Source organism: Nocardia puris (genome assembly GCF_036051655.1).
Lineage (GTDB): Bacteria > Actinomycetota > Actinomycetes > Mycobacteriales > Mycobacteriaceae > Nocardia > Nocardia puris.
The window spans coordinates 1823991-1837971 of the sequence record NZ_CP107943.1 but is presented as its reverse complement, the minus strand read 5'-3'; the positions used below and the strand labels follow the sequence as shown (position 1 = coordinate 1837971).

Below are 13981 nucleotides of genomic sequence, written 5' to 3'. Positions count from 1 at the left end.
CCGATGAATTCCGCCGCCCCGCACCGTCCACATCAGGGAAGGAAGGAGTCGAAGTGACGGAGTTCGTGAGTTCGGCCGACGGCACCCGTATCGCGTTCGACCGCGTGGGCTCGGGGCCGCCGTTGGTGCTGGTGAGCGGCATATTCTGCGCGCGTCCGACGACCGCGGGCTTGGCGGAGGCGCTGGCCGGGCGGTACACGGTGATCAACTATGACCGGCGCGGGCGCGGCGAGAGCGGGAACACTGCGCCCTACGAGGTCCGGCGCGAAGTGGAGGATCTGGCGGCGTTGATCGAGGCGGCGGGCGGCTCGGCCGCGGTCTACGGGCACTCGTCGGGCGCGGGACTGGTGGTGCGCGCGCTGGCGGCCGGGTTGCCGATCACGCGCGCCGTGCTGCACGAACCGCCCTACAGCGAGAACGACGAACGCGGCAGGGCCGAGGCCCGCGCGCTCGCCGAACAGGTGCGCGCCGCGCTTGCCGACGACCGGCGCGGCGACGCGGTGAAACTCTTTCTCGCCGAGGCGGGTATGCCGCCGGAGATGGTCGAGGGCGCCGCGCACGATCCCGGCATGCTCGCCGTCGCGCCGACGATGCTGCACGACCACCTGGTGATGGACGACTTCGACTCCGGTGGCGCGCTTCCGGACGACCTGGTGCGCACCATCACCACCCCCACTCTGGTCCTGCTGGGCGGGGCGAGTCCCGAGTTCTTCGCGAGCGCGGCGAGGCGATTGGCGGCGCTGCTGCCGGACGCCCGGCTGCGGGTGCTCGACGGGCAGGACCACGGCGCGCCCGCTGAGCACGTCGCGCCCGCGGTGCGCGAATTCCTGTCCTGACTCTGTCGGCTTCTGGCGCGATGGGCCACACACCACCCGCTCCCTCCGGGGGCGGGTTCACCTTTTCCCGACAACGCCGAGAGCCGGGCACATTCCGTGCCCGGCTCCCGTCCTGATCAGGCCGTAGCCGCGAACGGCCGCGAGTCCAGCGCCGGTTCGGCGACCGGTTCGATGGCGTAGGCCAGGATGTCCGCGACGTCGGCGACGGGTCGCACGTCCAGGGCCTCGAGGACCTCGGCCGGGACCTCGTCCAGGTCGGGCTCGTTGCGGGCCGGGATGAAGACGGTCTTCAGTCCGGCGCGCTGGGCGGCGAGCAGCTTCTGCTTGACGCCGCCGATGGGCAGGACCCGGCCGTTGAGGGTGACCTCGCCGGTCATGCCGACATCCGCGCGCACCTGGCGGCCCAGTGCCAGCGACACCAGGGCGGTGACCATGGTGACGCCGGCCGAGGGGCCGTCCTTGGGCACCGCGCCCGCCGGGAAGTGGATGTGGATGTCGCGGTCGAGCACCTTCGGCTCGATCCCGATCTCCTCCAGGTGCGAGCGCACGTAGGTGAGGGCGATCTGCGCCGACTCCTTCATGACATCGCCCAGCTGACCGGTGAGGGTGAGTCCGCGCTCGCCCTCGGCGGCGTTGGCCTCGATGTAGAGGACGTCGCCACCCGCGCCCGTCACGGCCAGTCCGGTCGCCACACCGGGAACCGCGGTGCGTTCCACCGAATCCGGGGTGAAGCGGGGGCGGCCCAGGTAGTCCTTCAGATCGCCCAGACCGATGGTCAGGGTATCCGAAGGGCTTGCGGCCACGGACTTTTCGAGGACGTCGTCGTAGCCGAGTTCCGGGTCGTAGCCGAGTGTCGCCGCGCCCGAGGCATTCTCACCCTCGGAGAGCCGAGTCGCCGCCTTGCGCAACGCCTTCGCGATCAGGCGCTCCATCTGTCGGACGCCGGCCTCCCTGGTGTAATTGGCCGCGATCTCGCGCAGCGCCTCCTCGGTGATGGTCACCTCGTCGGCGGTCAGCGCGTTGCGCTCCAGCTGCCTGGGCACCAGGAAGTCGCGGGCGATGGCGACCTTGTCGGCCTCGGTGTAGCCGTCCACGGTGATCAGTTCCATGCGGTCCAGCAGCGGGCCGGGGATGGTCTCCATGACGTTGGCCGTGGCGATGAACAGCACGTCGGACAGGTCCAGATCCAGGTCCAGGTAGTGGTCGCGGAACGTGTGGTTCTGCGCCGGGTCCAGCACCTCGAGCAGGGCCGCCGCGGGATCGCCGCGGAAGTCGGAGCCGACCTTGTCGATCTCGTCCAGCAGGACGACGGGATTCATCGACCCCGCCTCCTTCATGGCGCGCACGATGCGGCCGGGCAGCGCGCCGACGTAGGTGCGCCGGTGCCCGCGGATCTCCGCCTCGTCGCGCACGCCGCCCAGGGCGACGCGAACGAACTTGCGGCCCAACGCCCGTGCCACGGACTCGCCCAGCGAGGTCTTGCCGACACCGGGCGGGCCCACCAGCACCAGCACCGCGCCGGACCCGCGGCCGCCCACGACCTCGAGGCCACGCTGGGCGCGCCGGGCCCGCACGGCCAGGTACTCGACCATGCGATCCTTGACCTCGTCCAGGCCGTGGTGGTCGGCGTCCAGCACCGCACGGGCGCCCGGAACATCGGTGGAGTCGGTGGTCTTCACCGTCCACGGCAGTTCCAGGACGGTGTCGAGCCAGGTGCGGATCCAGCCGGATTCCGGGCTCTGATCGCTGGCCCGTTCCAGCCTGCCGACCTCGCGCAACGCGGCTTCGCGCACCGATTCGGGCAGGTCGGCCTGCTCGACGCGGGTGCGGTAGTCGTCGGCGCCGTCGGGCTCGTCCTCGCCCAGTTCCTTGCGGATGGCGTTGAGCTGCTGGCGCAGCAGGAATTCCCGCTGGCCGCGCTCCATGTTCTCCCGGACCTCGTCACTGATCTTCTCGGTGACCTCGGCCTCGGCGATGTGGGATTTGGTCCACTCGATGAGGGTGGTGAGCCGCTTGGCGACGTCGGGAGTGTCGAGCAGTTCGCGCTTCTGATCGGGGGTCAGGTACGGCGCGTAACCGGCGGTGTCGGCGATGGCGGACGGGTCGGTGAGCTGATTGACCGCGTCGATGATCTGCCACGCCTCGCGGCGCTGCAACACCGAGACGACGAGCTTCTTGTATTCGGCGGCAAGCTCTTTGGTGCGGCCATCAGGGGCGGGAATCTCGACCGGTTCGGCCTCGACCCACAGCGCGGCGCCCGGCCCGGTGACGCCGTGGCCGATCTTGGCGCGGCGCTCGGCCTTGAGCACCGCGGCCGCCCCGCCGCCGCGCATGCGGCCGACCTGCTCGACGCTCGCGACCACACCATAGGAGGCGTACCCCTCGGTCAGTCGCGGAGCGAGCAGCACGGCCTCGGTCTTGCCGGCCCGCGCGGCGTCGATGGCCGCCTGCGCCGATTCGTCCAGTTCGATGGGCACGACCATGCCCGGCAGCACGATCGGATCGGTCAGGAACAGCACCGGCAGATTCTGAGGTGTAGTCACGTCTTCGACCCTTCCAAAAGTTGAGCGATGCCTACTCAACCCCGAGCCCCGGAGGTTTGTTCCGGCGATGTAGTCGAGTTCACTCAGAGCGAAGTCCGGGCCCGCGCGACAGCCCTGTGCCGGGGAATTGACGGTCGGTTCTCCGGGGCGGTGGTGATCAATGGTGCTCGGGTCCGCCACGGGTACCCGCGACCCTGGACGGTTGACCGGGTTTGATTGTCCTGCCGGACGACCCATGTCGGTCATCGTCCGGCGCTGCTGCACTGGGTGTGGGCCGCGCCGGGCCACTGCCGGAGCGTGCCTTGCGTCACGCACGAAAGGCAGTACCGATGCGAACATCTCGACTCGCGCTCAGCGTCGCCTCCCTCTGTATCGCGACCGCCCTGGTCGCCACGGTGGGCGGATGCGGCAGCGAGACCACCGCACCCACGGCCATGACACCGGCGGCGGCGGACACCCTCACCCTCAACACCACCGAGCCCGAGAACGCGCTCGTCCCGGGGAACACCACCGACGCGGGCGGCTCCAAGATCCTGCGCACGCTGTTCAAGGGTCTGGTGGACTACGACCCGAAGACGGCGGCGCCGCGCAACGCCGTGGCCGAGTCCATCGAGACGACGGACTCGCGGATCTTCACCATCACGCTGCGGCCCGACTGGACATTCCACGACGGCACCCCGGTCACCGCGCGCAGTTTCGTGGACGCGTGGAATCACACCGCGTACCGCCCGAACGAACAGCTGGGCGCCGGATTCCTCTCCGTCATCGACGGATTCGACGCCGTGCACCCGCTCGACCCGGCGATCGAGCCGAGCGCGCGGGAACTGCGCGGGCTGCGCCTCCTCGACGACCACCGATTCGTCGTCACCCTGGCCGCACCGCTGCCGAGCTTCGCGACCCGCCTGGGCCACCTCGCCTACGCGCCGCTGCCCGCGAAGTTCTTCGACGACCGCGCGGGCTACCTGGCGCGTCCGGTGGGCAACGGTCCGTTCGAGTTCGTCTCCCACACAAAGGGTTCCAGCATCGTCGTGGCCCGGCACGACGGGTATCCCGGCGCGGCGCGCCCCTCGATCGAGCGCGCCGAGTTCCGATTCAACGCGACGCTGGAGGCCGCCTACGCCGACGTGGTGGCCAACCGGCTCGACTTCCTGGAGGTCCTGCCCGGTGACGCGCTGGTGGGCGGGCGCTACAAGCGGGACCTGGCGGGGCGTCACTTCACCAGGGAGGGCACCGGCCTGCAATCGCTGACCTTCCCGCTCTACGATCCGCGCTTCGCCGATCCTCGGGTACGCCAGGCGATTTCGATGGCGATCGACCGGCAGGGTGTGATCGACGCGGTGTTCACCGGTGATCGACTGCCCGCCGACGGACTCGCGCCGGCCAGCGTGCGCGGCGGCACCACCGGCCAATGCGGCGACCTGTGCGCGCACCGTCCCCGAGAAGCGCGAGAGTTGTTCGACAGCACCGGATTCCAGGGCCCGATCGACATCATGTCGAATATCGACTCGGCCAACGAGAAATGGCTGACCGCGGTGTGCGATTCGATCACCGCCGCGCTGGATCGCGAGTGCCGGTTCCTGCCGGTACCGACGCTGAGCGAGTTCCGCAGGCAGATCAACGGACAGCAGATGACCACGCTCTACCGCACCGGCTGGGTGGCCGACTATCCGTCGATCGAGAACTTCCTCAATCCGCTCTACCGCACCGGCGGGTCGTCCAACACCGGGGCCTACAGCAACCCTGCCGTGGACGAGCTGCTGGCCCGCGCCGATTCCGCGGTCACCGACGAGCAGGCGTGGCCGCTGTACCAGGAGGCCGAGCGGCTGATCCTGCGCGATATGCCCGCGATTCCGCTGGTGGTGCCCGGCGTGCAGACAGGCTGGTCGGACCGATTGCGTGACGTGGTGGTGACGCCGTTCCGTGACCTCGACCTGGAAACGGTGACGCTGGCATCCTGAGCGGGCGCGCCACGGCCCCCGGCGGACGCCGTCGGGGGCCGTGCGCACCCTTGCCAGTTGAATTTGAGGTAATTTACCCTCTAGTCAATTCGCATCCGGTGGAGAGGACGTGGCATGACGACGAGGTCGTGGTGGGGTTGGGGGACCGTGGAAGGGGCGGTCACCGGGAGCGAGCGGGAGGAGTTGACCCGGCGGGTCGGGGCGATGCTGCCGGGCGCGGATCTCGCACCGCACGAGCCGCCGGACGTGACAGCGCTCGGCGTGGGAGAGGGCCGGGCGCGCGCGCCGGAGTCGTTGGCGCGGTTGGCATCCGGGGATCTCACCGATCGGGTGGCGCACGCGCACGGACAGGCGTTCCGCGATGTGGTGCGGTGCCTGCTGGGGCAGGTGACGAACGTGCCGGACCTGGTGATCCGTCCGGAGAACGACCAAGACGTGGTGGACGTGCTCGACTGGTGTACCCGCGCCCGGGTGGCGGTGGTGCCGTTCGGCGGCGGCACGTCGGTGGTCGGCGGGGTGGAACTGCGCGAGGCCGATGCGTACGCGGGCAGCGTCGCGCTGGACATGGGCCGGATGAACCGGGTGCTGGAGGTGGACCGGACCAGCCGTGCGGCCCGCATCCAGGCGGGCATGCTGGGCCCCGACATCGAGGCCGCGCTGCGCCCGGACGGGCTGACGCTGCGCCACTTCCCGCAGAGTTTCGAGTTCTCCACGCTCGGCGGCTGGCTGGCGACGCGGGCGGGCGGGCACTTCGCCACCGTCTACACCCACATCGATGACCTGCTGGAATCCCTGCGCGTGGTGACGCCGCTGGGCACGGGCGAATCGCAGCGGCTCCCGGGATCGGGCGCGGGCCCCTCCCCGGACCGGATGTTCCTGGGCTCGGAAGGCATCCTCGGCGTCATCACCGAGGCGTGGATGCGCGTCCAGGAACGGCCGCGGTGGCGCGCGGGGGCGTCGGTGGTGTTCGACGACTACGACAAGGCCGTCGCCGCCACCCGCGCGATCGCGCAGTCCGGGCTGTTCCCGGCCAACTGCCGCCTGCTCGATCCGGCCGAGGCGTACCTCAACGCGGGCACCGCCACCTCCGGCGGCGTCCTGGTGCTCGGTTTCGAATCGGCCGACCACCCGGTGGAGGCGTCCATGCGCCGCGCGGTGGAGATCTGCCGCGAGCACGGCGGCACGATGCCCGACGGCGTGCGCGTCACCGACTCCGCCGAGTCGAGCGCGCGGGCGGGCGCGGCCGACACCTGGCGCTCGTCGTTCCTGCGGATGCCCTACCAGCGCGACGCGCTCGCCGCGCGGTCGATGATCGTGGAGACCTTCGAAACCGCCTGCACCTGGGACAGATTCGACGCGCTGCGCGCCGCCGTGCTCGCCGCGGCGAACGACGCCTTCCGCGCGACCGGCGTGACCGGCGTGGTGACCTGCCGCTTCACCCACGTCTACCCCGACGGCCCGGCCCCGTACTTCGGCATCTATGCCGCGGGCACCTGGGGACGCACGGTCGAGCAGTGGGACGAGATCAAAGCCGCCGTCTCCGAGGCGCTCGCCGCCTCCGGCGGGACCATCACCCATCACCACGCCGTCGGCCGCGACCATCGGCCCTGGTACGACCGCCAGCGGCCGGACCCGTTCGCCGCGGCCCTGCGCGCGGCCAAGGCGACGCTGGATCCGGCGGGGATCCTGAATCCCGGCGTCCTCGTCGACCCGGTGGGCCCCGCCTGAACCACCCCCGCGACCTCGCGATTCCGCACCGTCTGTGACGGTGCGGCCGCGGCGTTGACACCCTCGCGAGCGCAATGAGAATGTGGGGTGCTCCGACACGCGCTCCGCACCCACGGCACTAGGGGGACCCCAGGATGACCACACTCGCCTCCGGAGTGTTCATCGACTGGGAGGAGCTGACAGGGCTGTCGAAATTCACCGTCGAACTGATCAGCTTCCCGATCTTCGCGGCGGCCGCAGGCTGGCTCACCAACTGGACCGGCGTGCTGATGCTGTTCTGGCCGGTACAGTTCCGCGGCTTCCGCGTGCCGGGGCTGTCCATCCTGTACCCGTATCTGCCGCGCCGCGTGCAGGTGCTGCCCACGTTCTCCGGTGACGGGCGCCAACTCGGCTTCCAGGGCTTCATCCCGGCGCGCGCGGAGAAGATGGCCAGCATCTGCGTCGACAAAGCGCTCATGCGGATCGGCAACCCGAAGGACTTCATCCACGAGCTGGACCTCGACGTCATCGCCGACTACATCGCCGAACTGGCGCGCCCGCAGGTACAGCAGGTCGTGGACGAGATGATGCACCGGGAGAACCCGGACCTGTGGCGCAGCATGCCGCGCCAGATGCGCCAGGTGATCTACCAGCGGGTGGAGCGGCAGCTGCCCTCGCTGTGCCGGCGCGCGTTCGAATCCCTCGGCGACAATATCGACCAGCTCATCGACGTGAAGAGCTTCGTCATCCGCTACCTGCGGGACAACCCGAACATCCTCAAGGACCTCACCACCACCATCGCCGAGCCGGAACTGAAGTTCATGGTGCGCATCGGCCTGCTCGGCGCGCCGTTCGGCCTGCTGCTCGCGCTCTACCTGCACGTGCACAACGACATCCCGGTGCTGGGCTGGGTGCCCGCCTGGGTGATCGTGCTGCTGGCCTCGGCGGCGATCGGCGTGATCGTGAACGTGATCGCGGTGAAGATGGTGTTCGAGCCGGGCGATCCGCAGCCGCGCTACAAGTACCTGTGGCGCCAGGCCCTGCTGGCCAAGCGCCAGCCGCAGGCCGCGACCGATCTCGCGCACCTGCTGGCCTACCAGGTCCTCACGCTGCCGAACCTGTCGGCCGAACTGCTGGAGGGCCCCAACGGCGACAAGACCCGTCAGCTCATCGAACGGCTCATCGCCGAGGAGATCCACCGCCAGCTCGGGCCGACCCACTCGATGGTGCGCGCGGCCTTCGGCAAACGGCAGTTCGACAACCTGACCGTCGGCGCGGCGGGTGTGGCGGTGAGCCTGGCGCCGAGCATGGTGCAGGACGAGGAGTTCGCGCGCGAGCAGGCGAAGAAGATCGACGAGTTCGCGGCGCGCAAGCTGCAGGAGCTGAGTCCCGGCGAGTTCATGGAGATGTTCTACGCGTCGGTGGAGCAGGACGCGTGGTTGTTGTATCTGCACGGGGCGGTGCTGGGGTTGGTGGTGGGGGCGCTGCATTTGGTGTTGTTCGGGTGGTGAGAGGGGGCGTTCGGGTTCGGGGGTAGGCATTCACCCTCTCGTTCGAGAGGGTTCGAATCCCTTAAAAAAGCACGCACGCTTGCATTTTTTCTACGGCGCTGCGATCCTGGGTCACACCTGGCACACACGGGGGTGTGCCGTGATCGGCAAGGGATTCTGATGGCTGACCTCGAGACGTTGCTCGCCGATTTCGCGGGCGAGTGCGCGGACCTGGAACGGCTCGTCGCGCCGCTGCCCGCGGCCCAGTGGGCCCGGTCCACACCGGCGCCCGGCTGGACCATCGCGCACCAGATCGCCCATCTGACCTGGACCGACGAGGTGTCGGCGATCGCCGCCTCGGATGCGGAGAAATTCGGCGTGCTGGTCGCCGAGGCCGCCCCCAAGGCCCTGACCTTCGTCGACGAGGCGGCCGAGGAGATGGCCGCCATCCCGCCCGCCGACCTCCTGGAACGCTGGCGCGCCGGGCGCGCGCGGCTCATCGAGACGCTGCGCGCGGTGCCCGCGGGCGTCAAGCTGCCCTGGTTCGGCCCGCCGATGAGCCCGGCCTCGATGATCACCGCCCGCATCATGGAGAACTGGGCGCACGGGCAGGACGTCGCCGACGCGCTCGGCATGCGGCGCGAGCCCACCCACCGGCTGCGGAACGTGGCCCACATCGGCGTGCGGACCAGGAACTTCGCGTATTCGGTGCGCGGGAAGACGCCGCCCGCCGAGGAGTTCCGGGTGGAGCTCACCGCGCCCGACGGCAGCGTGTGGACCTGGGGGCCGGAGGACGCGGCGCAGCGGGTGAGCGGGCCGGCGCTGGACTTCTGCCTGCTCGTCACGCAGCGCAGGCACCCTGACGACCTGGCGCTGGACGTGGTGGGCGCCGACGCGGCGGAGTGGTTGAGCATCGCCCAGGCGTTCGCCGGGCCGACGGGCGCCGGACGCACCGCGGGCCAATTCGCCTGAATATTGGGCGCGGCCTGAAGGTGAGCGACACCTGAATGTTCAGCACCCGGCCAGAGCAACGAATACCCGCCCCGAACAGCGAGCACCCGGCCGGACGAGACGCCCGGCCGGGTTCACCCGACCCGATTCGGTAGCTTCGGGAGCGGGCGAGCGCCACACTTGGGTGCGCCGTTCGTGTCGACGGCCGGACGCCGTTGGCCGGGTGTCTCATGGTGGCAGTCGAGAATGACGCTCGCCAGCTACATGCGTTTTACCCGTTCGTCAGCGCGCGGAAACATCCACCGGCCGGTGGAATGTGATCCTGCTCCCAGCGAGGGGGCGCGTTCCGGGGCCGCGACCTAAACTGGACAAGCGTACGGCTTCCATCGGTGCGGGCCGTCGCCGTGCAGGCAGCTACGCGGAGGAAGGAACGCATCGTGACAGCACACAACCCGGCTCAGGTCGTGCGCCTCGGCGCGGTGGTGTTCGCCGGAGCGGCCAGTCTCAGTCTCACGGTCGCCGCCGGTGCCTACGTGGTCAATCAGATGGCGAGCACCGCGGGTTCCGGTACCCATGTCGCGGCGCCGCCGCAGTCTCCCGGACCGGTTCTGGACAACTTCGCGCCGAATCCCGGCCCGCGCGCGGGCTCGCCCGTGCTGGTCGCCAACGGTGACCGTTCGCCCGCCGTCTACCAGGCCGCCGTGTACCCGGCGACGCCGGAAGTCGCTGTACCGCAGACGGATTCGGTGGTCGAGCCGTCGCGTCCCGCAGGTGTGGGCGGCCGGGTCGGCCTCGGCACCACCTATGTCGGCGCGCGCGTCGCCCCGGTGCATACGAACACCGTGGCGTTCACCGTCGATACCAACGCTTTCTCGGCACTCACCGACATCCTGCTCTCCGAACCCGTGCAGGAGCGCCTCGGCGTGCACATCGACCCGGCCGGGATCACCCAGGTCCGCACCGAACTCGACACCCGCAGCGGCGAGATCACCTTCGTGCTGTCCGACGCCAACCTCGGCGAACACGAGGTGCAGTTGCAGCGCAAGCCCGCCCCGGCCGACGTGCCCGCGCACGCGACGGACCCGTCCGCCGCGCAGCCGCAGGCCGACGCACCATCGCAGGCCACCGCACCCGACGCGGGCACCGTCACCCTCTGAGTCCGCCCGCGCCGGGCAGTAGGGTCGGCGTCGTGTACGACTACTGCGTGATCGGCGGCGGCATCGTCGGCGTGGCGACGGCGCGACGGCTGCTCGAACGGCACCCAGGTGCGCGTGTGGTGCTGATCGAGAAGGCCGCCGGCCTCGCCGAACACCAGACCGGTCACAACAGCGGCGTGATCCACTCCGGAATCTATTACGAGCCGGGCAGTCTCAAGGCCGAGCTGTGCCGCCGCGGCGCCGCGTGGACGAAGGAATTCGCTGCCGCGCAAGGGATTCCGTTTCAAGTGTGCGGAAAGCTGTTGGTAGCTACCGACTCCGGTGAGTACGTGCGGATGCTGGCGCTGCACGAGCGGTCGGTCACCAACGGGGTGGCGGTGGAACTGCTCGACGCCGCCGAACTGGCGCGCCGCGAACCGCGCGTCACCGGCGTCGGCGCGCTGTTCGTCCCCGGAACCGGCATCATCGACTATCGGAAGGTGACGGCGGCACTGGCTGCGCGGGTACGCGAGGACGGCGGGGAGATCGTGCTCGGCGCGGAGATCACCGCGATCGACGAGTCCGACGCGTCGGTCACCGTGTCGGGACCGGCGGGTTCCTGGACCGCGCGCACCCTGGTGGTGTGCGCCGGACTCCAGGCCGACCGGATGGCACGCCTGGCCGGGCTGGACATCGACTTCCGGATCGTGCCGTTCCGCGGCGAGTACTACCGCCTGCCGCGCGCCCGCGCCGGACTGGTGCGCACACTCATCTATCCGGTGCCGGATCCGAGCCTGCCGTTCCTCGGCGTGCACCTGAGCCCGACCATCGACGGTGACCTGACCGTGGGCCCCAACGCGGTGCTCGGCCTGTCCCGCGAGGGCTACCGCAAGGGCAGCGTCGACCTGCGCGACGCACGGGACGCGCTGGGCTTCCCCGGTCTGCACCGGGTCGCGCGCACCCACCTGCGCACCGGCGTGCGGGAACTGCGCAATTCGCTGTTCAAGCGCGGCTACCTGGCCGAGTGCCGCAAATACTGCCCGGAGCTGACCGCGGCGGACCTGCTGCCGCAACCGGCGGGCATCCGGGCGCAGGCGGTGCTGCGCGACGGCACGCTGGTGCACGACTTCCTCATCGAGCGCACCCCGCGCTCGGTGCACGTGCTCAACGCGCCCTCCCCGGCGGCGACCTCGGCCGTGCCGATCGCGGAGTACCTCGTCGACCGGATCTGACCGGACCTCGCAGACACCACCAAGCAACCGCCCGGTCGCGATCTGGCAATCGCCGTATCCGAAATCCTGCCAACCCCTCGAATAAAGAGGAGAGCTGTAGTACTTTTGTCGCAGCCGTGGAGCAGGGAGGGCCGATGGGCCACATCAAGTACGCGAGTGACGTCGGCGCGCCCGTCGAGGTGGCGTTCACCTACACGGACAACCACCTCTTCGTGCCCGACTGGATGTTCGGCGTCGCGGCCTTCGAACCGGCCGGGGATCTGGACCGCGGACTCGGCGCGACCTTCGCCGCGACGCCGCGCCTGGCACTGTGGCATCCCGAAATCGCTTGCGAGATCACCGAGTACCGCCGCAACGTGGTGATCGGGTATACGCTGCGTGGGCGGTTGTCGGGAACCCTGACACTGCGCTTCGACCCGCTGGGCTACGGCCGTTCGGTCCTGACCTCCGAGGCGGATTACGCCGCCCCGCGCGGCGTGCTCGGCCGCCTGTGCGCCGGCGCGGTCGACGCCGCCGTGCGCTCGGCGCTACGTCGCACCGAGGCTCAATTGCGAAGGGAGATAGAGGAATTCCACGGAACCGATCTTGTCGGTCGGATTGCGTAAGGTGCGTGCCATGATCATCGTGAGCACCGACGGATCCTGCCTGCGCAATCCCGGCGGCGCCATCGGCTGGGCCTGGGTCGACCACCAAGGCGGTGGCGCCCGCAGCGGCGGCGCCGCGGCGGGGACGAACCAGATCGCCGAGCTGCGCGCGATCCTCGAGGCCGTGCTCGACCACCCCGGCCCCGAACCCCTACTCATCGAAAGCGATTCGCTCTACGCCATCAAATGCGCGTCGGAGTGGATCGCGGGCTGGCGGATCAACGGCTGGCGCACGTCCTCGGGCGGCGCGGTGAAGAACGTCGAGCTCATCAAGCAGATCGACCACGCCATCGCGAGCCGCCCCGGCCCCGTCCGCTTCCGCTGGGTGCGCGGGCACGTGGGCAACTACTTCAACGAACAGGCCGACGCGCTGGCCGGCGAGGCCGCGCGCAAGGCCGCCGCGGGCGCGGTGGGCGGCGTCGAGACCACCGAACCCGTCGCCGAGGCCGCACCCGAAGCGGCGGCGACCACCGCGCCATCCACAGCCACCGGGCCGCGGGCCTCGGGGAAGGCGGTCGCGTCGGCGTCTCAGAGCCTGACCTTGTTCTGAGCGCCGCGCGCGAGCGCAGGTAGGACCGCCCGAAGAAGAGACCTCCGGCGGTGGGACTGGGCCCACCGCCGGAGGTCTTTCGGAACGAACGTCAGTTACCGGGCTGCTGCTGCGGCTGCTCGGTCGGCGCGGGCTGCTCGCCCGGCGCCGGGGTCTCGGCCGGCGCACCCGGCAGGCCCGTGCCCATCCCGCGCAGCATCGGCGAATCCAGCTTCGCGACCTTCCAGCGGCCGTCCTCGTGGCGCATGTCCGCGATGATCACCACGAACTGCCGGTCCGGCTGCGGCTGGCTGAAGTTGGTGCGGAACTGCGTCAGGGTGACCAGCACCTTCGCCTCCGACGTGTCGCCGGACTGGTAGCCGCACTGCACGTCGTCGACCCAGGACTTGACCTGGGCCTGGTTCATGGCGTCGGCCAGCGCGGTGGTGGCGTCACCGAACTCCTGCAGGAACTCGCCGGTGGAATCGTTCTTGACCTTGTCGAAGTAGGCCTGCAGGTTGTTCGCGTAGTCGTACTCCGACACGGTGCGACCGAACGCGCAGCCGGCAGCCGTGGCCTCGCGCACCGCCGCCAGCTCGTCCTTCTTCTGCTGGGCCTGCATATAGAACGCCACCACGGCGGTCACGGCCGCTACGAGCAGGATTCCGGCCACGAACGCCGCGATCACCGGCAGCAGGTTCGACCTGCCCTCGTTCGCGCTCGGCGCGGGCGCCGCGGCGGGCTGCCCGGTCTTCTTCTTCGAGTCGTCGCCGGACTTCGCCGACTCGCCCCCGGTCTTCGCGGCCTCGTCGGTCTTCGCCTCGGCCGCGGCGGGCGCCTTGTCGAGTTCGATCTTCTCGGTGGCTTCGGCGTCCTTCTTGGCGTCGGCGTCGTCGGTGGACATCGATAAATCCTGCACTTTCCCGGCGCGCGAGCGCGCCGAATCGGCTGTCCG

11 protein-coding genes are annotated in these 13981 nt (G+C 70.1%); 9 read left to right on the top strand and 2 right to left on the bottom strand.

The window, feature by feature from the left end; genetic code table 11:
- Positions 1-53 precede the first annotated feature (53 nt).
- Positions 54-836 (top strand): alpha/beta fold hydrolase, encoded by a 783-nt coding sequence (locus OHB21_RS08100; RefSeq protein WP_198161661.1) that lies wholly within the window; start codon positions 54-56, stop codon positions 834-836.
- Positions 837-952: 116 nt separating this feature from the next.
- On the opposite strand, the gene lon is transcribed toward OHB21_RS08100, so the two are convergent.
- Positions 953-3319 carry an endopeptidase La gene (lon, locus tag OHB21_RS08095; protein WP_228790004.1) on the bottom strand — a complete coding sequence of 789 codons (2367 nt, stop codon included), beginning with the start codon at positions 3317-3319 and terminating at the stop codon, positions 953-955.
- 389 nt (positions 3320-3708) lie between these two features.
- Between lon and OHB21_RS08090 the strand changes: the two genes are divergently transcribed.
- The 8 genes from OHB21_RS08090 to OHB21_RS08055 all read left to right on the top strand — a co-directional run bounded on the left by OHB21_RS08090 (position 3709) and on the right by OHB21_RS08055 (position 13047).
- The gene (locus tag OHB21_RS08090; RefSeq protein WP_228789769.1) at positions 3709-5337 is read left to right on the top strand and encodes a peptide ABC transporter substrate-binding protein; all 1629 of its coding nucleotides are present in this window, start codon (positions 3709-3711) and stop codon (positions 5335-5337) included.
- A 114-nt stretch (positions 5338-5451) separates the two neighbouring features.
- Positions 5452-7065 (top strand): FAD-binding oxidoreductase, encoded by a 1614-nt coding sequence (locus tag OHB21_RS08085; protein WP_195125017.1) that lies wholly within the window; start codon positions 5452-5454, stop codon positions 7063-7065.
- 134 nt (positions 7066-7199) lie between these two features.
- Entirely contained in the window at positions 7200-8555 is a 1356-nt protein-coding gene (locus OHB21_RS08080; protein ID WP_067502937.1) for a hypothetical protein, read from the top strand.
- Between the two features lie 159 nt (positions 8556-8714).
- Entirely contained in the window at positions 8715-9506 is a 792-nt protein-coding gene (locus OHB21_RS08075; RefSeq protein ID WP_067502934.1) for a TIGR03084 family metal-binding protein, read from the top strand.
- Positions 9507-9922: 416 nt separating this feature from the next.
- Complete coding sequence (locus OHB21_RS08070; RefSeq protein WP_195125016.1) at positions 9923-10642, top strand: hypothetical protein; 720 nt, start codon at positions 9923-9925, stop codon at positions 10640-10642.
- Between the two features lie 32 nt (positions 10643-10674).
- Positions 10675-11853 (top strand): L-2-hydroxyglutarate oxidase, encoded by a 1179-nt coding sequence (gene lhgO / locus OHB21_RS08065; RefSeq protein ID WP_084537279.1) that lies wholly within the window; start codon positions 10675-10677, stop codon positions 11851-11853.
- A 134-nt stretch (positions 11854-11987) separates the two neighbouring features.
- The gene (locus tag OHB21_RS08060) at positions 11988-12458 is read left to right on the top strand and encodes an SRPBCC family protein (RefSeq protein ID WP_067502923.1); all 471 of its coding nucleotides are present in this window, start codon (positions 11988-11990) and stop codon (positions 12456-12458) included.
- A gap of 10 nt (positions 12459-12468) precedes the next feature.
- The gene (locus OHB21_RS08055) at positions 12469-13047 is read left to right on the top strand and encodes a ribonuclease H family protein (protein WP_067503344.1); all 579 of its coding nucleotides are present in this window, start codon (positions 12469-12471) and stop codon (positions 13045-13047) included.
- A gap of 91 nt (positions 13048-13138) precedes the next feature.
- Here OHB21_RS08055 and OHB21_RS08050 read toward each other — a convergent pair whose 3' ends face one another.
- Complete coding sequence (locus tag OHB21_RS08050; protein WP_195125015.1) at positions 13139-13930, bottom strand: hypothetical protein; 792 nt, start codon at positions 13928-13930, stop codon at positions 13139-13141.
- Positions 13931-13981 lie beyond the last annotated feature (51 nt).